General features: G+C 40.7%; 24 protein-coding genes and 1 pseudogene. 21 read left to right on the plus strand and 4 right to left on the minus strand.

Translation table 11 applies throughout. The annotated features are described in order from the left end of the window. Positions 1-37: 37 nt before the first annotated feature. The 6 genes from ACFWMP_RS12785 to ACFWMP_RS12810 all read left to right on the plus strand — a co-directional run bounded on the left by ACFWMP_RS12785 (position 38) and on the right by ACFWMP_RS12810 (position 4513). Entirely contained in the window at positions 38-310 is a 273-nt protein-coding gene (locus tag ACFWMP_RS12785) for a hypothetical protein (protein WP_379423846.1), read from the plus strand. Between the two features lie 241 nt (positions 311-551). Then, positions 552-1001 (plus strand): DUF1569 domain-containing protein, encoded by a 450-nt coding sequence (locus tag ACFWMP_RS12790; RefSeq protein WP_042189271.1) that lies wholly within the window; start codon positions 552-554, stop codon positions 999-1001. A 217-nt stretch (positions 1002-1218) separates the two neighbouring features. After that, positions 1219-1740: a phosphotransferase-like protein gene (locus tag ACFWMP_RS12795; protein WP_076300624.1), complete on the plus strand. Its 522-nt coding sequence runs from the start codon at positions 1219-1221 to the stop codon at positions 1738-1740. A 121-nt stretch (positions 1741-1861) separates the two neighbouring features. After that, positions 1862-2722 carry a GNAT family N-acetyltransferase gene (locus tag ACFWMP_RS12800; protein WP_379423847.1) on the plus strand — a complete coding sequence of 287 codons (861 nt, stop codon included), beginning with the start codon at positions 1862-1864 and terminating at the stop codon, positions 2720-2722. Between the two features lie 92 nt (positions 2723-2814). Continuing rightward, positions 2815-3615 carry an aminoglycoside 6-adenylyltransferase gene (locus ACFWMP_RS12805; RefSeq protein ID WP_379423848.1) on the plus strand — a complete coding sequence of 267 codons (801 nt, stop codon included), beginning with the start codon at positions 2815-2817 and terminating at the stop codon, positions 3613-3615. 16 nt (positions 3616-3631) lie between these two features. After that, complete coding sequence (locus ACFWMP_RS12810; RefSeq protein WP_379423849.1) at positions 3632-4513, plus strand: nucleotidyltransferase domain-containing protein; 882 nt, start codon at positions 3632-3634, stop codon at positions 4511-4513. A 189-nt stretch (positions 4514-4702) separates the two neighbouring features. On the opposite strand, the gene ACFWMP_RS12815 is transcribed toward ACFWMP_RS12810, so the two are convergent. Together ACFWMP_RS12815 and rsgA are read right to left on the minus strand one after the other, a co-directional pair. After that, entirely contained in the window at positions 4703-5719 is a 1017-nt protein-coding gene (locus tag ACFWMP_RS12815; protein ID WP_379423850.1) for an aminoglycoside phosphotransferase family protein, read from the minus strand. Next, complete coding sequence (rsgA, locus tag ACFWMP_RS12820) at positions 5716-6789, minus strand: ribosome small subunit-dependent GTPase A (protein WP_042189259.1); 1074 nt, start codon at positions 6787-6789, stop codon at positions 5716-5718. The genes ACFWMP_RS12815 and rsgA overlap by 4 nt, the downstream gene beginning before the upstream one ends. Before the next feature lie 667 nt (positions 6790-7456). On the opposite strand from rsgA, the gene ACFWMP_RS12825 reads away from it, so the two are divergent. The 5 genes from ACFWMP_RS12825 (at position 7457) to ACFWMP_RS12845 (ending at position 11954) form a co-directional block, all read left to right on the plus strand. Further along, entirely contained in the window at positions 7457-8449 is a 993-nt protein-coding gene (locus ACFWMP_RS12825) for a phosphotransferase enzyme family protein (RefSeq protein ID WP_379423851.1), read from the plus strand. 126 nt (positions 8450-8575) lie between these two features. Then, positions 8576-9058 carry an NUDIX hydrolase gene (locus ACFWMP_RS12830; RefSeq protein ID WP_379423852.1) on the plus strand — a complete coding sequence of 161 codons (483 nt, stop codon included), beginning with the start codon at positions 8576-8578 and terminating at the stop codon, positions 9056-9058. A gap of 182 nt (positions 9059-9240) precedes the next feature. Next, the gene (locus ACFWMP_RS12835) at positions 9241-9564 is read left to right on the plus strand and encodes a hypothetical protein (RefSeq protein ID WP_379423853.1); all 324 of its coding nucleotides are present in this window, start codon (positions 9241-9243) and stop codon (positions 9562-9564) included. A 261-nt stretch (positions 9565-9825) separates the two neighbouring features. Beyond that, complete coding sequence (locus tag ACFWMP_RS12840; protein ID WP_341053284.1) at positions 9826-10704, plus strand: PhzF family phenazine biosynthesis protein; 879 nt, start codon at positions 9826-9828, stop codon at positions 10702-10704. A 374-nt stretch (positions 10705-11078) separates the two neighbouring features. Next, positions 11079-11954, plus strand: a complete 876-nt coding sequence (locus tag ACFWMP_RS12845) for an aldose 1-epimerase family protein (protein ID WP_379423854.1) — start codon at positions 11079-11081, stop codon at positions 11952-11954. Between the two features lie 33 nt (positions 11955-11987). On the opposite strand, the pseudogene ACFWMP_RS12850 reads toward ACFWMP_RS12845, so the two are convergent. Continuing rightward, a pseudogene (locus tag ACFWMP_RS12850) lies at positions 11988-12374 on the minus strand (transposase); the annotation flags it as partial. 283 nt (positions 12375-12657) lie between these two features. On the opposite strand from ACFWMP_RS12850, the gene ACFWMP_RS12855 reads away from it, so the two are divergent. The 4 genes from ACFWMP_RS12855 (at position 12658) to ACFWMP_RS12870 (ending at position 14877) form a co-directional block, all read left to right on the plus strand. Continuing rightward, positions 12658-13425, plus strand: coding sequence for a nucleotidyltransferase domain-containing protein (locus ACFWMP_RS12855; RefSeq protein WP_283908869.1), 768 nt, complete (start codon positions 12658-12660; stop codon positions 13423-13425). Positions 13426-13682: 257 nt separating this feature from the next. Next, complete coding sequence (locus ACFWMP_RS12860; RefSeq protein ID WP_379423855.1) at positions 13683-14078, plus strand: hypothetical protein; 396 nt, start codon at positions 13683-13685, stop codon at positions 14076-14078. 227 nt (positions 14079-14305) lie between these two features. After that, positions 14306-14554, plus strand: a complete 249-nt coding sequence (locus tag ACFWMP_RS12865) for a hypothetical protein (protein WP_339265391.1) — start codon at positions 14306-14308, stop codon at positions 14552-14554. Between the two features lie 68 nt (positions 14555-14622). Then, positions 14623-14877, plus strand: coding sequence for a cold-shock protein (locus tag ACFWMP_RS12870; RefSeq protein WP_339265389.1), 255 nt, complete (start codon positions 14623-14625; stop codon positions 14875-14877). A 156-nt stretch (positions 14878-15033) separates the two neighbouring features. On the opposite strand, the gene ACFWMP_RS12875 is transcribed toward ACFWMP_RS12870, so the two are convergent. Continuing rightward, a complete protein-coding gene (locus ACFWMP_RS12875; RefSeq protein ID WP_339265387.1) occupies positions 15034-15846 on the minus strand; it encodes a class I SAM-dependent methyltransferase in 813 nt (270 codons plus the stop codon). Between the two features lie 311 nt (positions 15847-16157). Here ACFWMP_RS12875 and ACFWMP_RS12880 point away from each other — a divergent pair, with 311 nt between their 5' ends. The 6 genes from ACFWMP_RS12880 to ACFWMP_RS12905 all read left to right on the plus strand — a co-directional run bounded on the left by ACFWMP_RS12880 (position 16158) and on the right by ACFWMP_RS12905 (position 20734). Beyond that, positions 16158-16505: a VOC family protein gene (locus tag ACFWMP_RS12880; RefSeq protein WP_042189236.1), complete on the plus strand. Its 348-nt coding sequence runs from the start codon at positions 16158-16160 to the stop codon at positions 16503-16505. A 57-nt stretch (positions 16506-16562) separates the two neighbouring features. Further along, entirely contained in the window at positions 16563-17129 is a 567-nt protein-coding gene (locus tag ACFWMP_RS12885; protein ID WP_042189233.1) for a MarR family winged helix-turn-helix transcriptional regulator, read from the plus strand. A gap of 108 nt (positions 17130-17237) precedes the next feature. After that, positions 17238-17741: a hypothetical protein gene (locus ACFWMP_RS12890; protein ID WP_379423856.1), complete on the plus strand. Its 504-nt coding sequence runs from the start codon at positions 17238-17240 to the stop codon at positions 17739-17741. 3 nt (positions 17742-17744) lie between these two features. Next, positions 17745-18611, plus strand: a complete 867-nt coding sequence (locus ACFWMP_RS12895; RefSeq protein ID WP_379423857.1) for an SDR family oxidoreductase — start codon at positions 17745-17747, stop codon at positions 18609-18611. Positions 18612-19197: 586 nt separating this feature from the next. Then, positions 19198-19944, plus strand: coding sequence for a class I SAM-dependent DNA methyltransferase (locus ACFWMP_RS12900; protein WP_256716446.1), 747 nt, complete (start codon positions 19198-19200; stop codon positions 19942-19944). Positions 19945-20116: 172 nt separating this feature from the next. Continuing rightward, on the plus strand, positions 20117-20734 hold the full coding sequence (locus tag ACFWMP_RS12905) for a hypothetical protein (protein WP_076301148.1): 618 nt from the start codon (positions 20117-20119) through the stop codon (positions 20732-20734). Positions 20735-20773: the final 39 nt, after the last annotated feature.

Below are 20773 nucleotides of genomic sequence, written 5' to 3' on the forward strand. Positions count from 1 at the left end.
GGTTACAAGTAATTGAAACGTACCCTGAAATGCGTGAATGGGAGCACATAATAAATCAATTCCTATTGAGATTATGGAAATTCTAGCTGACGATGCAGATGAAAGGGTTAGATTTAATGTTGCTACAAAAAATCGACTACCAGAAAGTTTACAAATGAAACTGGCAAAAGATTTAGATAGCTCAATTAGAAAACGAATTGTCTATAACAAAAAAGTGACATTTCGAGTTTTAACTATTTTATTGAACGATGATGACGAAGATATAAGAGTACTGGCGAAGAATAGGGTTGATGAGGGACGACATAGGTAAACGTTAGTAGAATAGCGGTTGCGTAGGCAGCTGTTTTTTATTTGTTCAACTAATGGGCAGGATAGTGAGCAAAGGTTAGTTGATGGGAAATAGTAAATATTAGAATGACAGCATGCTGTCGAATTGTACTGATGCAATTATGAATATAATAGACAAACCAGAAGATTCTAGATTATGCAGGAAATCGCATCGGACTACACCATATGTGAACTTCCTCAGATAAATTTAATGGAGCGTGCCAATGGAAAATATATACAATGAATTGCATACAGCAGAAATACTGAACCGTATCGAGAATTTAAGTCCAAATTCAAAACCACAATGGGGAACCATGAATGTTGCTCAAATGTTGGCTCACTGCTCAGCATTTCAAGATATCGCATTGGGAAATTCCTTTCCCCCTAGATATTGGCTAGGAAGGTTAATAGGAAGGTTTGTGAATTCTATTTTCTATAATGACAAGCCGGTACCACACAATATGTCAACAATTCCGACCATACTTATTGTAGATGAAAGAGACTTTATGACAGAAAAAGAAAAACTGAAACAAAAGATTTTAACTTTCCAAAGAAACGGTCCGGAGAAATGTTCATCCCATCCGCATCCTTTTTTTGGCAAGTTTACTCCTGAGCAATGGGGTAAAGGGATTTATAAACATCTAGACCATCATTTAAGACAATTTGGTGCTTAGTATTTTTTCGCAATGATTAATAATTGTTCAGTTTAGTGCAGTAACAACACTTCGCTGTGCTAACGGGACTCGATAGAGGAATAGCGGTTGCTTCGGCAGCCGTTTTTTATTTGTTCACTAACGGTAGTATAGTTCAATTATAGTTGTTTTTTATTTCCAGACTTACAGTTTAAATATTAAAATGAGATTAATTGAATTAATAAGGGGCATTAACAGGATGAACAAGGGTAGAATCGTATTTTTGAACGGTGTTACGAGCTCTGGAAAAACATCAATAGTAGATGCTTTACAGTTAAAATCGCATGAATTTTTTTATGTTGTTGCCAATGACCTTTTTGAAGAAATGATAGGTGAACGTTATCTTCGTGAAGATTATTGGAAGTATTTAAGTGAAGCAATTATCATGATGTATCATACAGCCAAATTATTTTCTGACCATGGTAAAAATGTACTTATTGATGGCATTATGGTAGAAAGGCCTGAGTTGAAACCGCATTATGAAAAAGTGAACAATATATTTTCTGGTTACCCATTATACATTGTTGAAGTGTTTTGCCCTTTAGACATTTGCCGTCAGAGAAATATTGCACGAGAAAATAGAACCGAAGACCAATCTGATTGGCAACACAAAATAATGGCAAAAGATATCCAGTATAATTGTACTGTCAATACACATTTAAACACTTCCGAAGAATGCGCAGATTTGATTTTAAAAAGTATATTTGAAGATGAAGTATGAATTACTATGCTCGAGATGATACATTCCGGTAACGGGGAAGGTTAGTGTAATAGCGGTTGCTTCGGCAGCCGTTTTTATTTGTTCAACTGTGTTCAGGTTAATTTAACAAGGAACTTATCTAATGATGAAATTTGAAGGGAGAGATGAAATGATAGAATTATCTAAAGAAAACTACGCACACGTTCTGCCACTGTTGAAAAATCTAGCATATGAACCTGTGTTTGCGTATTCCGTAATTGAGCGAAATCAATCTGGAAAAGTGTTTGTTGATCACAACGAAAATCCTACCTGCAGTCTTATTATCAATTCATATGGACAGTATTTTTTGGTTAAGAGGGGCGACAATGAGTGCTTCATGAGCGATGTAGTTGAATTTTTGCGAAATGATCAAAATCATTCAAAATATTACGATCTTTATGCTTCAACACCCGAACTACTGTTTCAAATTAGCGAAAGTTTAGCGGGAAAGACCGTATTATTGCACCGTTCTTCTTTTACATTCGATCTATCCAAATTCCAACATCTAAAAAAACCTAACGCATTGCCAGAACAATTTGTTATGAAACGGATGGATAAAGCGCTATTCGATAAATACAAGAATGAAATGGACGCTTCTTATGATTCGTTATGGAGTTCGGCACAACACTTTTCGGATCGAGGGTTTGGTTACTGTCTTGTGATGGATGATGATTTTGCAAGTGTTTGCAATTCTTATTTTGTGGGTGGAGGGTATGCAGCTATTGATATCGTAACCGTGGATGAATACCAGAATAAAGGGCTAGCAACACTCACGGGTGTAGCATTTATCGAACATTGTCTGAACCATAATCTAGTGCCGAATTATAATTGTGACGCTGGCAATGAACGATCAATACAGCTAGCGAAAAAGTTAGGGTTTGCAAAAAAGTATGATTTTCCAATGTTATGGTGGCATCAGGATCAGAGTATAATTAGTGATTATTTGAAAAGATTCAATTATTAAAAAAGAGAGTTTAAAACGAAAACTTTCCAAAATGACAGGAGTAAACCGGTGATAAAACTATTATTATATGAAAATACATGGGAGGTTTAGCTATGACGATTAACCGTGAGACCATTCAAAACGCAATTGTATCAGACCTTGGAATTGAAAATTATATTTTAGCTATCTGGCTAGAGGGTTCAGATGGTACTAAAACTTTGGACGAGTATTCTGATATCGATTTGGTGTGCTATACAAAAGAAGGCTGCATAGATGCTGCATTCACCCGATTGGATGCCTGTATGCATCGATTAGGAAAAGTAGATATTGCCTATGAAGAAACTGGTCGACCCACAAATAACCGCTACAAGGTTTACCACCTACAGGAGTCATCTGATAGTCTCTTAGTTGACGTGACGATCCAAAGTGAGAGTGTCCCTGTTTTATTCATTAACGAAGACAAAACTGTCGTACCCGTTATATTGATAGATAAGACAGGTATCGTGAAGTATCAAAACGTTGATCACACGACTCACCATTCACAACTTCAATCACAATTGATACGTGCTCAGGGTATTTACAGTCAAAGGAACCGAGCTGTCAAATATACAAAACGTGGGCTTTTTTTAGAGTCGTTGATTTACTATCATAAGTATGTTGTGAATCCACTTGTAGATGTACTTCGGATAATCTATACACCATTCCAAGCTGACAGCTTCTTGGTTCATGCGTCTCGGGATTTTCCTGTCGAAGTGGTACTAACCTTGGAAAAGCTATATGGTGTAAAAACCGTAGAAGATATAGTAGATCGCATCGAATTGACAGACAAGTTGTTTCGTAATGCTGTAGCAGAGGCTCATGTCATGCTATTACAATCTAAAGAAGGCGAAAGTTTAGCGGATATCAACCCATAAGCATTACTGGGTTATTGTGAGTGATCTCAGATACATAACTACGGGAACGCTACTGAAAATAGAAATTCAAAATGGAGCGATTGAATTGTTTATCCAATCATTTGAAGACGAAACACTTGAGCAATCTTTGTCCATATTTGTGGAAGATATCCGTGCCATACTTAATAGAAAGTTGCGAAGCATTTACCTTTACGGTTCGGCCATACACAATGATTTATCCCCGGGATACGGGGATTTGGATTTTCTCGTCGTAATTGGAGAGGACCTAAGCCAAAATGAAATCGAATTTCTAAATAAACAAAGATCCAATTATAGATCATCCCTTCTTAGAAGATCCGTTGATAGACAAATCCCCAACCTCTATATCGATATGCTTGAGGGTGCCTTTCTTACGATTAATATGCTGAGTGGGGAAAAGGGCAGTGGCTTATGGTGGGGAACAAAGCGCGAATCCGACTGGACAGAAAATCAATTAGATCTGTTCACCATGCACACGATCAAGGAGCAGAGTATCTTGTTGTATGGTGAGTCCCATCTAGACAATATTCCATCGTATTCGAAGGAAGAGTTCATTAGTTTTTTTAAGGAATATGCCAAGTGTATGCGGAAGTTTGGCAAGGGAAATAGTCTACATTCCGTCGACTGGCTCCTATTAGCTTCTAAATTTATAGCTTGGTGGCAGGAAGGTGTCATCTTGTCTAAAAGCCAAGCAGCAGATTGGGGGCATTTACATCTTAGTAGCGGATGGAAAGATAATTTGAAGAGATGCAAGGAGCTAAGGAAGGATCCATCCATGGTAACACGTTTAGAGTATTCCGAATGGTTGAGCAATTTGGAGCCAGCCATTATTGAAGCATCACATGATCTGGACAGAGTTCTCGAAACAACAATTCATTAAACTAGATTCTTTTTTGTCCTATAAAAAAGACTGTTAATAATAACTTTTTCGCTAACAGAACACGTTAGTTAAGTGGAGTAGTGACAGTCTAGGACTTTATTTCAATTGTCGATTCACCGAATGAGAGTAATGAAAGAAACTCCGAAAACCCACCTATATTCAAGGGGTTTCGGAGTTCTTTTTTTAGAGTTAACCCTGCACAGGGCTGGTTTTCATTTCATGGATTTTTTGGAGCGTATGAAGACACTTTGTTTTCTCGTCATCGCCCACTGTGTGGAGATACCACTCTACAAGCCTGTACCCGAATATGAGAAGGATCAATTCGAAGACGCAATTATCGGCGATAGGGGATGCATCTGCATACTCCGAAAAACCGTTGTAATACGCAGGGACACATCGTTGGTAGTATTCGACCATGTGATCGATATCAGCTTCATCCGCAATCAAGCTTGCGAGATCCTCACCCATGTAGCCCCAACCGCATGTATCCCAGTCGATGAGTGCGATTTTTCCGTCGGCATAGATCAGGTTGGTCACCCAGAAGTCCCGGTGGCATAGCACTAGGGGCAATTGCTCGATGCGGGCGAGTATCTCATCTGCGTGCTCATCGATGTCGATGAGCATTTGCCGCATGTGCTGCGGGAATTCGCAGTCCTCCGAGCGTATATAATCGTAGACGACTGGCCACGACCGGTAATGCAGATACGTATTCTTCATGAGATCTGCATGGCTCAGGTTTGTCAGGCTCTGCAGCACAGCGGGCTTCTCCGCATACAGCTTGCCTTGATAGCGTCCTAACTCCAGCGCCGCCTCTTCATACATGTCACCGGTTAAGTCTAAACCGGTTACGCCATCGATATATTCCAGCCACAGCTGGAATTCATTTTCTTCGGCATTTATCTCCGCATGGTAACATGTCGGCCAGCGGAAGGTATCCGAGAACGTCATTCCCAAGTCAGACATATAGAGATCATATTCCCGGCGCCAGGAATCCGGATCGTTGTAACGTTCCCATTTCTTTTGAATTTTCAGCACGATACGGTACGGCATTTTTTCACCATCTGCGGTTTTGGCGATCCCGTTTATCAGGTGCACATTTCCCACAGTTCCGCCCTGTAAAGGCATGGTTTGGCAGTCAGCCGAGATAATATCCTTCTTGAACTGTCGGCTTAAAGCATAGATCAGCGTTTCAAATTTAATATTCATTTCTTCCATCCTCCGTTTTTCTTCGTTTGCTTGCTTGACATAGCTATCGTTTTATTTCGAGCCCTCTTGTCGATGAGGTAGCTTGTTTTATCCTGGACATACTTGTGCTCATGCTGCTGGGCAACATAATACTCCCACCGTTCACGCGGCAACGAACCGTCGGCAAGCGCGGCGAGAACGGCACAGCCCGGCTCGCCCTGATGGCGGCAATCTGCAAACCGGCATTGCGGGAACCAATCCTCCACATCGGTAAAGCTTGCGCGTATGCCTTCACCGGCATCAAAAAGCCCGAGCTCACGCATACCCGGCGTATCGATGACCATCGTACCGGAGGGGAGCATGAACAGCTGACGGTGCGTTGTCGTATGCCGCCCCCGGCTGTCAACCTCCCGAATCGCCTGAACTTTCATTACTTCCTGTTCTATCAATGCATTGAGCAGAGACGATTTGCCGACGCCGGACATGCCGAGAAAGACGACTGTTTTACCAGGCATCAAGTAGGGATCAAGCTCGTTCAGCCCCTGGCCGGTATGGCTGCAGATCGCGTGAACAGGAACATCAGAGATGCTTTGTGTGACTTCTGCGAGCGTGAGATTATAATCTTCAACGAGATCAGACTTGGTTAGAATGATGACCGGCTGACCGCCGCTCTGTCTAGCTTGTGTCAGGTACCGCATGATGCGTGTAATGTTGAAATCCCAATTCAGAGAAGTAAGGATAAATACATAGTCAAAATTAGTCGCGACTACCTGTTCCCGGATGGTTTTGGCATAGCCTACAGCATGCCCTGAGTAATCCGCGCGTGAGAACTTGGAGCGACGGGGCAATACCGTAACGATGAGAGAATCTCCGCTCTCGTTGAAGTGCAGCAAGACAAAATCACCGACGCACGGAAAATCTACGTGTGTTTCCACGCTGTGATAGAATGCTCCTTTGAGCACCGCCGTTACTTCGCCGCGCTCGGTCATGACCGTGAAGCGCTCGCGCCGAAGCTCTGTCACCCTGCCGGGCAATAATCCGTCGGGAATTGCTTCTATTTCTGTATAGCCATAGGTTTTCAGATTTATCATAGTTTTTTTGTTAGCTCCTTTAATGTTGTTTTTGGACGCAAAAATGCCACGTACAAGCAGCCTCTAAAGAAGCTGCTGTCACGCGGCATCAGGACGCAAAAAAGACACGACCTTCATCGTATCTTGCAAACAGCAATATTCACGAAAGGTTACTTCGGATGGCATACCAAATAATAGGGGCGTTTCCCCGCTTTTTTCGCGTATGCCTACTATTCAGTTTTAAGACCAAACCACCATATAAGTAGTTGCCATTAAAACACATCTCCCTTCGTGTCAGGAACTTGCTTATCGCTAAGCTTTCTATAAAATAACGTATTTTGGAAAAAAAATCAATTCTTACTTTTCTCCAAATCGTAGTGGAGTACGAAAGAAAGTACCTACTGATGTTAAGTCAATAATCTATGGGAGGGTATATGAAAGATCGGCGAAATTGCAGGAATTGACAAGAAACTCATTGAATACTAGTAATTAATCATTGAACTAATCGGCAGGTTACGTGGCAGTTATTTACAAATAAAACCTAATGTCTATCTTCTTTTTATGCATATATGGAAATAGGTAGAAAAATGGAAAATACTATCGTGAAAAATCTTCGAGGAAAGAAGTGCTAATAGAGAATGAACTAGAATGGAGATAACACTTTGAATTAAAAATAATGAGGTGAAATATGAATCCAACAATTGAAGCCTTTTTTACGGATAAGATTGTAGTTGAAGCAGCAAAAAGGTATGGGTTCATACCTGAAGAGTTAATTTTATTGGGGAAGAATCAAAACTTTACCTATGGTAGTAAAAACAAAGCACGTAATCTCATCATTCGGATAATACATGAATCTCACAGGACGCTGGAGCTTATACATGGTGAATTAGAATGGATACAATATCTTGCGAAAAACGGTGTTCCAGTATCCACTCCAGTGAAATCAAGTAACGGCGAGCTAATTGAAAAGATGGATGGTTTTTTTGTTGTAGCATTCCAAAAAGGGCTTGGTGCCTCATGGAGTGATGAAATATCTCAAAATGAAGAGTTTAATAAATTGGGAGAAATTGCAGGGAGAATGCACGCACTAGCTAAAAAATATGTTCCTAGTACAGCCGAGATAACACGATACGACTGGCATGAAAATAGTTATCTTCAAGAATTCATAACATATATTCCTTCTTCCCAGAGCCTTGTAATCGCTCATTTTGAATCCTTGATGCAGAGTATCCATAAATTATCACGTGATAGTGAAAATTTTGGACTTATTCATGGTGATTTTTGTTTTGGTAACTATACAGTTCAACTAAATGGAAGCATCGCTGTATTTGACTTCGATGAATGTCAATATGGATGGTTCACGCAAGATATTTCTGTTAACTTATTCTATGGTATTGCAGTGCCTAGTCCAGATGAAGATGTTCCAACTTTTGTGAAAAGGTATCTAACTTCGTTCTTGGAAGGTTACGAAAAGGAAAATACGATTGATATAAGATTGTTAAGAGACTTACCACTATTTATGGATTTGAGACAAGCTATCCTTTATTCAGCTCTCTATCGAAACGGAAATATTGAAGCACTCGATGGTTGGTCTAGGGAGTTCTTGAAGCGTGCCCGATATAATATGGAAAACAATATTTCACTGGTTGAACCCGATGATATTTTGAATTTTATAACTTAATAGAGCATAAACGTGAATAAACGGCAGCCAAGTTAATTGGCTGCTGTTTCTCAACTAACGGGCAGGATAACGCAATGCTTATATGGAATATATTTGAAAAACAAAATACTATGAGGAGTGAAAAATTTGCGATATAGAGCTTGTTCTCTTTGCATTATTAAAAGAAGAGAATCAATATTACTTGAACATTTCCCGGAAGAAGATGGTATCATTACATTTCGCCCAGTTGGTGGCACGATTGAGTATGGGGAAGATAGCAAATCAGCTGTAATACGCGAAGTAAAAGAGGAAATTAATATTGATATTATTGAACCAAAATTGATAGGAATTATCGAGCACATCTTCCCTTGGTACGGAGAAATTGGGCATGAATATGATTTTATTTATGAAGCGAGCTTTAGTCGAATGGATGACTACAACAAGAATGAATTTGAAGGGATTGAGGGGGACAAAAAGTTTATAGCTGTTTGGAAGAGCTTAGATGATTTTGAAGAAAACCTTCAGTATAAACTTGTTCCTGACGGTCTTTATGAGATGCTTACAAGTGGGCAAATTTCTGATATTAAACATATTAACACAAAAGATTTATTGGCTTTTAAAGGGTCTTGATTTAACCTAGCGGGACACGTTAGTGGAATAGCGGTTGCTTCGGCAGCCGTTTTTTATTTGTTCAACTAACGGGCAGGTTAGCTGAGTAACAGAAATGTTGATATTGGATTAGATACCAATAAATCGAAATTTTAAAAATGTTATATTGCATAATCCATAAAAAAGATCTAGTAAAAGTATCTTTGCCAGACAAAATTGAATTGATAGATGATTTATCATCAGCTGGAAAATTAATTGGGAATGGAAATGGAATGCAATTTTTTTGCGCTATTTTAATCAAATCGGAACTAACTTTAGAAGAATTAAATCATTTTTATTCAAAGTATCGCGAGAATGAGTGGAGTTACATCGTTGAAAAACAAGTGAGTAATAACATTGATTTTCTTAATGGTAACTTGAAATTCAAAGCATTGAAAGCAGATGAAAAACTAATTAACTATTATATTGATTATACTTGGGGCAGTAGTAACTATCCATTAAGTGATCTTGACATCCGTGGGCATTAACACTCTGCATAAGCAAGATTACGTGCTAGAATATTATAAGCATTGAGGGTGCTTTATGAAATTAATTCGCCGCGCCATTAAGTAGAACCGTACCATAGATGACAGATCATCATTACGCTAACGGGCAGATTAACGCAACAATTCAATCGCTCCTGTCGTCTTTACCTAGTAATAAATTGATAAAAGGAAGATCTTGAATGCGAGTGGGACGTGCGGTTGCGCACATCAGTTTTTTGAAGATAAAGAGAGGAAGAGCGGAACATGAATGTGGAAGTGTATACGTTAAATGCGTTTGCGAAAGGGGAGCGTGGCGGTAATCCAGCAGGCGTTGTCTTGGAGGATGGCCTTTCTCTGGATGCTGCCGAAATGCAGCTCATAGCGAAGGAATTGGGCCTTTCGGAGACGGCCTTTATGGAAAAATCCCTGCTTGCGGATTACAAAATCCGCTATTTCACCCCCGCCAGCGAAGTTGATCTGTGCGGACACGCCACGATTGCTGCATTTGGACTAATGCATTCGCTGGGTTTGTCAAAGGAAGGGACCTCCTATTCGATAGAAACCAAGGCAGGGATTCTGGATGTCGATATTAGCTCCGAGGGTCTTGTTTATTTGTCACAGGCTTTACCTCAATTTCTTGAAAGGATATCCTGTGAGGAAATCGCCCCATCTTTGGGGATGGATGCCGAGGGTCTGGAAACCGGGTTGCCGATCCAGATTGTTTCGACGGGCCTGCGGGACATTATGATCCCGATCCGCAGCAGGAAGCTCTTGAATGAGGTTCAGCCAAATTTTGATGCCATAACCGCCATCAGCGAAAAATATGATGTGGTTGGATATCATCTGTTCACGATGGATACTCCAGACGATGCTGCTGCGGAATGCCGGAATTTTGCGCCGCTGTACGATATTCCCGAGGAGAGCGCGACAGGAACATCCAACGGTGCCCTGCTCAGCTATTTGTACCAACATGGCCAACGATCTTTGCGGGAGGTAGAGAATGTCATGTTCAGGCAAGGGTATTCGATGGATTGTCCTTCTGAAATCAAGGCAGGATTGCGCCTGAGCGAGAGCGGTGAAATCAATCAGGTTCGGGTCGGCGGTGCAGTGGCTGGCATTGAACGAAGACATATCATGATATAAGCGGAATCAAAAAGCCTGTTTGCAGCCACCGTACCATAGGGGGCAAATAGGCTTATTTTGCTACTGCGAGGCTAGATAGCAGAGGATGCTTGCGTAAGCAGACGGATTAACAGTTCTTCATCCAACCTGTCGTTTTCCTTGATTTTGATCATTTTGCGTTCCTCGAGGCCATCGAACAAGCCCCTCCCGCAATGTTAGACCGTTTGCGTTGAAGATCGTGAACGACACGTAGTTTCATTGAACTAACGGGACACGAGAGCTCAATAAGCACGAAGAAACGGCAGCTGATGAATTGGCTGTCTTTTTCTCAACTCCCTCAAGAACTTTGATATAATATGGGTATCTGGACTATAAGTATGAAAGGGAGTACAACAATGAATAAAATTTTGCGCAGCAGCTCGGCGGAAGCTGAGATTAATACCCTTGGGGCGGAACTGATCAGCTTCAGAAAGCTGGATCCGGAAGCTGAATACATCTGGAGCGGTGACGCCACGTATTGGACAGGCCGTTCTCCGGTGCTGTTTCCCGTTATTGGTACGGCCCGGAATGGAGAGATTAAGGTGGACTGCAAAGCCTATAAGATCGGCAATCATGGATTCGCCAGACGCAGCGAATTTACGCTGGTCCAAGAAAGCGACACCCACGCGGTTTACCGCCTCTCTTATGATGAGAAAACCCTGGCCAGTTATCCTTTTAAATTCAACCTATATATTACATATAAACTGAATGCAAGCACACTGGAACTTAGTTACCGGGTGGAAAATAGCGATGAACAGGATATCTTCTTCCAGCTCGGAACCCACCCGGCGTTCAATTGTCCGCTTGATGACAACGGTAGCCTGAACGATTACTATCTGGTGTTCGCTGAATCGGAAAACCTTGAAAGGTTGTTCTTGAATTCGGACGGCCTGCTGATCAGCGGCAAATCGGAGCCCGTTCTGAAACAAGAGACCATCCTGCCTTTATCCCATGAAATGTTCGCCGAAGGCGCATTGATTTTCCGAAATGTGAGCTCTCGGCAGATTTCGCTTAGAAGCAAGCACTCCTCCAAAAGCGTAGTTGTCAGCTATAAGGGTTTTCCCGACCTCGGAATCTGGCAGCCTTTGAACGCTCCCTTCATATGCATCGAGCCTTGGCAAGGAGTAGCGGATTTGGACGTCTTCGAAGGTGAACTTCAAGCTAAAGAGGGAATAATCACCCTGGAGCCGGGGGCGAATTTCACAAGCTCCCTGACCATAGAAATCAACTGACGATCCGAAGGGATCTGCAGGGTTCTCAACTGGTTAAGCTCGGCTCCATACCATTGCAAAAAACTTTAAGTTCACGGCGAATATCTTCATCACACCTTGTAATTCCATACCAATCAGACCCGAGGATGTAGCTACATCATACCCGTCCCCATGTTTAAGTTCGCTATTCTTCGCTTCAATTTTGTAGCGTTCCTTAGATTTTTCTTTAAAGTACTCTGTTTCCTGGAACGCAATCTGTTCCGAATGTTCTTCAGATTTAATCGTTACAGAGTAGGTTTTGCTCTTCGATCCTTCTTTATAACAACCCTCTTTAAACGGACAATGCTTGCACTGTTCAAGGTTAAAATAATAGGTGTCTGCTTGGTTTTTGTCGATGCCTTTCTTGCCCTGTCGAGCCTTCCAAATAGCCATATGACCGGCTAGTTTCATCAGTTTCGCTCGTTAAAATCAAGGCCGTCGAAGTGAAGTGGTGTTTTATTACTCCTTTATATCGAAGTAAGGAGCATTCAAGATAATTAGGGAGCAGACTGCCACAGGTGGCCTGTTCTCTTTTTTATTGAAGTAGGCGTCAAATCGTGGATGCTGTTGAGCTAACGGGCAGGATAGTTGAATGATTTCGCGAATAACTTAAGTCATGATGAATTTACGAAGTTCGCAAAAAAGACGTTAGCCGAAAGAAGTTCTTAGTTTAGGAGGAGTCTATATGATATTAGAAAAAGTTATAAATAGAATTGTAATACAAAGTGAATATAAGGATTTTGTTGATAAGTATATAGATAATATACTTACCGAATTTAAAGGTAAGATTCATAGCATTTATATGTGTGGCTCGATTCCAAAAGGAACTGCTAAACCTTTTAAGTCAGATGCAGACTTTACTATTGTATGTGTAAATCCCAAAGATATTGATTACGAAAGATTGTCAAATATTAAAGACAGGCTTTTGGAAGAATATCCAGTAGTAACTAAGATTGATACGATAATTTGCTCGATTGACGATGTATTAAGTAAACCAAATGAGTGGGGTTTTTGGGTAAAGATAATTTGTGTTTGCATATATGGTCATGACGTTGGTGAAAAAGTACCACCGATAATTATTTCTCCAGAGTTCATTTTAGACTTAAATACAGAGACCAAGGAGGAAGTAGATCGTATACATAGTTTACTTTCTAATGCTAATGATAACACAATGAAAACTAGATATATTAAAGGTTACTCTAAGAGATTAATTCGTGCATTATACTCTTTGGTTTTAGAAGATACAGGTGTATGGCAAGATGACATTATTAAGATGAAGAATGCCATATTAAACTATTGTGAGATTGATTCCGCTTTAGTTGATTATCTGTATGCTTGTTACTTGGATAGTAATGTACTTGTTGAAGAGTTTCTGGGAATTGCAGATGAAGTATATAGCTATTTTGAGAACGCCTTAAATGCAATGGCTGCTTCCAGAACTTCCTTCGGCTAACACCATATTGACGCTCCGGGTCACTCTGAGAAGCGAGTGACCACATCCAGCCCCCTAAGCCCGTCGGGACGTCACTGCATTAGGTGTTCGGCAAGCCTCACAACTATAAGCAGCGACTCTAATTAAAACATAAGACTATTGAACTAACGGAGAACTTTAGTTGAATGATACACATTAATGAGCAGACGCTACGGTAGACTGCTTTTTTCGTTGAAGTAACGGGCAGGATAACTTGGACAAGTCACGGAGATTTGAATATGAAGATTGTTAAGGGATGTGTTATTAACATGAGTCTACAATTGGTGCCATTAAATATTCCGTCAGATTGGACTGTCTTATGGAATCATTTTTATGAAATTAATCCCGATGACTTTCATGACGACTCATTTCCTTATGTATGGGAGCTACATGAGGATATATTCTATTTTAAAAATGAAAAGACAGGTTTGATTTTGGATTTAGGATGGTATCCAGCTATGCGTTCAGAGGGTGCGTATACATTGCATTTAGTGAAAATAGGTGATGAAGAAACTGGACCCGAATATTGGGCTAACCCTATTTTAAAATATTGTTCCCGCAAAATTAACGACATAACAAATATAATCCATGAAGTTCTCAATAAAGAGCAATATGATTCGTCCGAAGCAAAGTAAATCATTAAGCTAACGAAGAACGATAGTAGAATAGCGGCTGCTTCGGCAACCGTTTTTTATTGTTCAACTAGTCGGCAGAATACTTACAATTTGTGGCGCTATAGCGTCACATTATTAGCATTAGGTTATGTAATGATATTCTGACACCCAGAAAATTGGAACAATGTGGTAAAGTGGGATCGTGGGAGAAGTACTCAATAAAAAATAGAGGAGGAGACAAATATTTCATGGGCAACGACTTTTACAGAAAACTAGGTGCATCCTTTCTAATTTCCGCTGGAGTAATCTATGCAATCGAACGAGTAGGCTCTTTGATAGCTCGCAGCCATGAAATTGCAGCGTTGTACGAAGCAAATATGTTCAATGCCCTACCTGAAACTCATATTACAAGCTTCTTCGATAATATCTTTGTGCCAATCCTTGCGTTTCTCGGTATGATACTTTTTGTAAATGGGTTTCCGAAAAAAATCAAATGAGATAACTCATTCAACGCGATGTGAGCACATAATGAGTTGTACCATAAAGTTACAGAGGAGGTGCTTAGGTGGCGGAAAGAAGATGGGGTATAGTCCAATGGTACAAAGAAGATAAAGGTTACGGACGGATAATGCTAGACGGGCAGGAAGGTAACCATGTTTTTGTACACTTCAGCGAAATACTACCAGACCCTATTAGGTTACCGAACGGCTTTCGGTTCCTTAAAGAGGGTCAAAAAGTTGAATTCGACCTATTCGAGTTTCCGAATATAGTTGATTCTCAGCGTAGGACAGCTAAAAATGTGCAAATATTAGAGGAATGAAGGAATCGAGACTTACTTGATGAATGTATGGACTTTCGGGAATCATAATTAAGCTAACCGGAGACGATAGTTCAATAAACGCGATAAGGCAGCCAATCAGTCAACATGATCGGCTGCCTTTATTCAATTAACGGGCATTTATCTTCAACTACTAAATTACAGTTTTCTTGCTTTGATTACGAAAGTTACAGGAAGCATCTTTGCTTTTTTTGCAAAATCGTCGTTATCGTCCCGCAATTGAATAATTTCATCATCAGATTGCTCAATCATTTCTTCAATAACAAGTCCCGCTTTTGAGAGCGCATTCACATAGGTTGATAGTTTACGGTCAGCTAATGTTAGCGTGCTTTCGTCAAGAGTTACCGAATACCAAGATTCATCGAAGTAACATTTTTTAAAAACAAGCATATCATTTTCTGCAACAACACATTTGTGTATAGGGTGAGACCAACTGAAAATAAAAACGCCGTCTTTTTTTAGGTAAGAAGCAATCCTGCTAAAAGTACCCTCAAGATCGGTTGTCCAGCCTATAGCATAAATCGAATAAACAAAGTCAAAATAATCCTCAGGTAGTCCACATTTTTCTTCCATGGGTGAACAGATTAATTTTGCTGAAAGTCCGTGATCTGATAAGTATTCTCTTGTTTTTTCGATTTGGTTTTCTGATATATCCATACCCCATAGTTCAGATGCTTTACGTTCCCCGAGATATTGCAAGGATTGACCGCTTCCACAGCCTATCTCCAACATCTTTTTTCCTGAAATATCGCCAAAAAGCTGGCATTTTTCTTCTGAGACGAATGCTCCATATAAAGGAAGCGCGGTTGCTCCTAAAATATCATTTCCTTTTGTATCCCAAAATAAGCTGTTAGTTTCATGAATAACATTCTTGTCCATATCGACCGAGATAGCGCTACCAACCTCGCCAGCACCTATAATATTTGTTCTATAAACAGAATTCTTGTCCATGCCAGTACCATCCCCCAATATAAAAATATTAGTCTAAATGTATATCCTGACTTGCGCGCTATTGATTCCAAAATAATGTACCATTATTCTATGAATACATCTACCTAAAATCTTCCATACAGCATCCACTTGATGTAGTAGACTCATTGCGCTAACGGGACACGATAGTGGAATAGCGGTTGCTACGGCAGTAGTTTTTTATTTGTTCAATTAATGGGCAAGATAGTTGAAAAAGGAACTTAAATTTAAATCTCGAATATCTATTGAGAACGGATAGCTAAAAAATTGATGACAGACAGGAGATAAATACGATGATCAAAGGTTTCGGAGGAATCTTTTGGAGAACTAAGAATCTTGAAGTTATAAAAAAATGGTACAGTGAGGCCTTGAAGATAGAAATAGATCATTGGAATGGGACTGTGATAAAGCCCCAATCAGGAAATGAGACTATCTTTTCTTTCTTTACCGAGGATGACAGTTATTTTCCAACAGAACAACAAGTGATGTTAAATTTCCAAGTACATAATCTAGACGAGACTATTAAGCATCTTGAGCATATTGGTATACCACTTGCAAAGAAAGAAGAAATTAGTGAATTTGGAAAGTTTGTTTGGATTGAGGATCCTGAAGGTCGACTGATCGAGCTTTGGGAGAAATAAAGAGTTGTGCAATAAAAATGAGTTGACACAAAAGTAGTTAGGGACCATACTACATATATGAACAACAATAATAAAAAAATAAATGACATTGAGGCTATTCCCTCGCTTGTACAATCCAAGCGTCAGATTGATCGCTATAACCTAGACATAGACGCACAGGCTATACTCGTCGCGTCTAGGCTAATGGCAGCGGGAGCCATGCTTGGACACGCCTCAGAGATTCATTTCTCTAGATTCGGTTTATCAACAGGGCGTTATCGTTTATTGGCAGATCTTGAAGATAACGAAGGAGAAGAGTTGCCTTCGCAATTAGCGGAGCATCTAGGCGTTACACGTGCTACAGTGACTGGTCTTATCGACATTCTAGAACGAGATGGGCTAGTATCTCGGCGATCAAGCTCAGACGATGGCCGTCAGAAATCAGTCGTTTTAACGGAAGAAGGAGCGAAGAAGCTCCGTGAAATGGCTCCTGAGCATTTTGCTCGGTTGGAAGCAATGGTGGGCTTGCTCAACATCGAAGAACGCAGCGTATTTCTCGACTTGCTAGGTCGAGTTACACAAGGCATCTCAGCACTTACGGGCGAATTAGGCTCGAAACCAAAGGGAAACATCAGTAATGAGTAGAATGGGCTAGTGAAGCTAGCCTATTTTTACTCTTATATAGTTAGGCACCTAATTATATCTAGCTGAACGCAATCATTGAACTACTTCAAAGAAGAAAGGAGCAAGTAAATGAACCAGATGAAATACTCGAATCAGACAGATGATGTTTACGGCATCAAGGCTGCTGGTTCCAAGAAAAAGACTTTTGTACTATGGCGTGAAGTTGTAATGGCCTATGCTGCTCCTGCCATTATGGCAGGTATCGGGGGATTGGTTACTGCAGATAGGGGGCTTCAAATAGCAGCATTGACCACAATTGGCGGTGCATCGGCCTTGAAGGCCTTGATGATTGGACTATTGTTGCACAGCCGAGTGGGCCATTTGCGATGGGTCATCGGTGCACCTCACTTGGTTGTGGTAGGGGTATTCGCAATGGCCGGGTCCTCATTTGGACTATACGCTGCATGGGTGACATCTGTTGTAGTAGAAATTATGATTCCGAGTAATCACTTGGCCTGGGTAAATCGTGTATGGATCGATTTCCCGTTGTCTGGATTCATAGCAAGCACGATAGTGACATGGCGGTGGCGACTTGCCGTCACAACTAATTTTTCATCTAAAAGGAGAAGATAAAAAATGATAGTTATTATGGGAGCAACAGGTACGATAGGTAGTGCGCTTTTGGAACGGTTGGTTGATCTTGGCGTACCTGTCAGGGCGCTAAGCAGAGAGCCAGAGAAGTTACGTGATCAGATCGGAGAAAAAGGCCGATCAATTATCGAGGTCGCTTTTGTCGATGCTTCTGACCCCACATCGATGCGCCGCGCGTTTACAGATGCTAGCCAGCTCTTCCTTGCCATGTCCAACAGTCCAAGACAAATCGAATTGGAAACCTCTATCATTCAGATTGCCGCCGAATCTGGAATCAAACACATCGTAAAAATATCCAGTCCAGCCTTTGAGCAGAGCTCTCCAGTGGCAGTGGCGGGCTGGCATCAAGAAATTGAGAACACGCTGAGAGAATCGGGTCTCACCCACACCGTATTGCGCCCCTATGCGTTCATGCAAAATTTAAGGCGCTTTGCACCAACGATCACAACCCAAAATGTTTTCTTCGGCTCCATGGGCGTTTCACCGTGTAACTTTATAGACTGTCGCGATATTGCAGACGTTGCCGCAGAAGTTCTGACCAACCACAAGGTATCAGGCCATATATATACGCTTACTGGTTCGGAGATTTTCAGTTATCCCCAGATCGCGAGTCGACTATCTGCCCTGCTTAATCGGCCGATAAGTTACATCAACTTGGAACCCCAAGTACTACTCCGTAATCTTATCGAGCACGGGAATCTGCCTCCTTGGCTCGCGAACCACGTTGTGGAAATTCAAACCATGTCTAGGATGGTGCCAGAAAGTCCAAATGACACTGTGAAGCGCTTGCTCGGCAGAGAGCCACGCACACTAGACGCCTTTCTACATGAGTGTGTAGAAAATTTCCGGTAGAGGTGGAGTCCACCTATTCTGATATTTGTGTCGATAGCAGAATTTTATTCCGATTTAGATAAGTCATCGAGCTTACTGAGAACGTTAGTGGAGGAGCTTCCTATATGGTAGCTCTTCTTTTTCATTTAAGCTAACAGCAGGTTAACGGAATGGTACCGCAGTCGAAATAATTTTGCGTCATCTGGCCCGGTTATTGTTCCGACACGGTGTCTGCGAACCAGTTTCGGCTTGAAGATGGGAACGAGATATCGTTTACTCGATCACCTGTATCGAATAAAGAAAGATGCTATACCGAATATGAAAAAAAGATGACCATTTTGTTGGGTCGGCCTCTAATTATTCTATCGCGGTCAGGATAAAGTAGTGATTATCGACTTAAAAAGTAGTTATGTAAGGTTCGATAAAAATTGATTATAACTATGAATTACCAAACGGTTTATCGAATAAATAGTAAAATAATACTATTAAGTACGAGGGTTATCGAGAGGGTTTTATTTTGATTATCCTTTCTGAGTCTATATAAGTACAGTTTTTCCTAATGAAAATTATTTTTTCTCCAATGTAACATTGAAATGAAAGAGGGGGCATGGCATTGATTGAACATAGCAATCTTGAAGAATATCTGGATCCGGTAAATTATGATCTTGAATTTGACGGTGAAATGGACAAATATCAGTTCTATCTTGAGCTTGCAAGATCGAGTCCTGGCGAAGTGTTAGAACTTGCTTGTGGTACAGGCTTAACAACGATACCCCTGTCGAAAGCCGGCATAACGATGACTGGTGTAGATATCTCTTCGGCGATGCTCGCATATGCGCGGCTGAAGGCGGAAGGGTTGACTGTTACTTTTATGGAAGGCGATGCCCGTACCTTCGAATCGGACAAGCGATTTTCGATGATCTATTTGACTGGCAATGCATTTCAGGCATTCTTAAGTGATCAAGATCAAAGCGATTTACTTACTACCGTTCACAAACATTTACAACCCCATGGAATCTTTGCATTCGAGACCCGTAATCCGGAGGGAACGGATTTATCCGATCAAGAGGAGACAGGATGGGGGTCCTTTATTGATAAGGATGGGCAAAACGTCAAGGTATCAGGCACACAATGTTACGATGCTAGCCAGCATATCATGCATTGGGTCACGATTCGTGATTGGGGAGATAAACGAACGACTTCCCGAATTGCTTGTCGATTCACAGATCAGGCTACGCTGCAATCTTTATTAATCCGTCACGGCTTTCGCGTCGAACATCAATATGCTGACTGGGATAAAAAGCCGTTCTCTCCGTCATCTTCATCTATTATTAGCGTTTGTAGGAAATGTTAGGAGAGACGTAATGCATTGTAATAGGAAAAATCCCCTCAGGTCGAGGGGATTTTTGGTGATCCTAGCAGATTCCCCCTTAGAGTCCGCCTTTATTCAACTAGACGGCAAGATAGCGTAATAGCCTGTCTGAAAATATGGTACAATTTGTAATACTAAAGCGAGGTGAAAGAATTTGAGGAATATTGTTGAGGACTCACAGTTTCTCAGTGAAAGAGCTGAGATGATGTACTATTTTCAAGATGAATTTTACATCTCTGAGAAAACTGAAATTATTCATTCAACTTCAGGAAAGTTCAAACTTGAAATCCATCACTATAACCATGTTGAAGGTTTTATCAGACATAATTACACAAAAGGGATTGTTACGGATAGTGAGCATAAAATCATCGACATAATATATAGAAATTATGACCCATTCTTATTCAGTTGGTTGGAGGTAAATGGCACAGAATATCTGTTGTGTGGGTTAGATTATCAGGGGTATTCAATTGTTAATTTATCAAATAAAGAAACCAATCATTATGTTCCCGAAGAGGCTTATAAAGGGCATGGATTTTGCTGGGGGGAAATAATATATTTTCAACAAAAAAAACTAATAGTGATTGATGGATGCTATTGGGCATGCCCCTATGAACTTGTTTTTTATGATTTTTCTAATCCTATGAATGTACCATATAATGAATTATTCCGTGTGGATGTTGATAGCGTATTAAATTGGGATAGTTGGAAAGATTCCTGTAGGGTTATATATCTTGATAAGGAAAACAACGAGACAGAATTTGTATTTTAGAAACTAAGCTAACGGAGAACGATAGTGGAATAGCGGTTG

Source organism: Paenibacillus sp. NPDC058367 (assembly GCF_042723305.1).
Classification (GTDB): domain Bacteria; phylum Bacillota; class Bacilli; order Paenibacillales; family Paenibacillaceae; genus Paenibacillus_AQ.

Coding starts and splice junctions, on each gene's coding strand:
- ACFWMP_RS12875 (WP_339265387.1), bottom strand. CDS start 15,846: ATGGACAAGAATTCTGTTTATAGAACAAATATTATAGGTGCTGGCGAG.
- ACFWMP_RS12860 (WP_379423855.1), top strand. CDS start 13,683: ATGAAGATTGTTAAGGGATGTGTTATTAACATGAGTCTACAATTGGTG.
- ACFWMP_RS12900 (WP_256716446.1), top strand. CDS start 19,198: ATGGCATTGATTGAACATAGCAATCTTGAAGAATATCTGGATCCGGTA.
- ACFWMP_RS12815 (WP_379423850.1), bottom strand. CDS start 5,719: ATGAATATTAAATTTGAAACGCTGATCTATGCTTTAAGCCGACAGTTC.
- ACFWMP_RS12825 (WP_379423851.1), top strand. CDS start 7,457: ATGAATCCAACAATTGAAGCCTTTTTTACGGATAAGATTGTAGTTGAA.
- ACFWMP_RS12895 (WP_379423857.1), top strand. CDS start 17,745: ATGATAGTTATTATGGGAGCAACAGGTACGATAGGTAGTGCGCTTTTG.
- ACFWMP_RS12805 (WP_379423848.1), top strand. CDS start 2,815: ATGACGATTAACCGTGAGACCATTCAAAACGCAATTGTATCAGACCTT.
- ACFWMP_RS12885 (WP_042189233.1), top strand. CDS start 16,563: ATGAACAACAATAATAAAAAAATAAATGACATTGAGGCTATTCCCTCG.
- ACFWMP_RS12865 (WP_339265391.1), top strand. CDS start 14,306: ATGGGCAACGACTTTTACAGAAAACTAGGTGCATCCTTTCTAATTTCC.
- ACFWMP_RS12795 (WP_076300624.1), top strand. CDS start 1,219: ATGAACAAGGGTAGAATCGTATTTTTGAACGGTGTTACGAGCTCTGGA.
- ACFWMP_RS12790 (WP_042189271.1), top strand. CDS start 552: ATGGAAAATATATACAATGAATTGCATACAGCAGAAATACTGAACCGT.
- rsgA (WP_042189259.1), bottom strand. CDS start 6,789: ATGATAAATCTGAAAACCTATGGCTATACAGAAATAGAAGCAATTCCC.
- ACFWMP_RS12840 (WP_341053284.1), top strand. CDS start 9,826: ATGAATGTGGAAGTGTATACGTTAAATGCGTTTGCGAAAGGGGAGCGT.
- ACFWMP_RS12785 (WP_379423846.1), top strand. CDS start 38: ATGGGAGCACATAATAAATCAATTCCTATTGAGATTATGGAAATTCTA.
- ACFWMP_RS12855 (WP_283908869.1), top strand. CDS start 12,658: ATGATATTAGAAAAAGTTATAAATAGAATTGTAATACAAAGTGAATAT.
- ACFWMP_RS12800 (WP_379423847.1), top strand. CDS start 1,862: ATGATGAAATTTGAAGGGAGAGATGAAATGATAGAATTATCTAAAGAA.
- ACFWMP_RS12880 (WP_042189236.1), top strand. CDS start 16,158: ATGATCAAAGGTTTCGGAGGAATCTTTTGGAGAACTAAGAATCTTGAA.
- ACFWMP_RS12890 (WP_379423856.1), top strand. CDS start 17,238: ATGAACCAGATGAAATACTCGAATCAGACAGATGATGTTTACGGCATC.
- ACFWMP_RS12845 (WP_379423854.1), top strand. CDS start 11,079: ATGAATAAAATTTTGCGCAGCAGCTCGGCGGAAGCTGAGATTAATACC.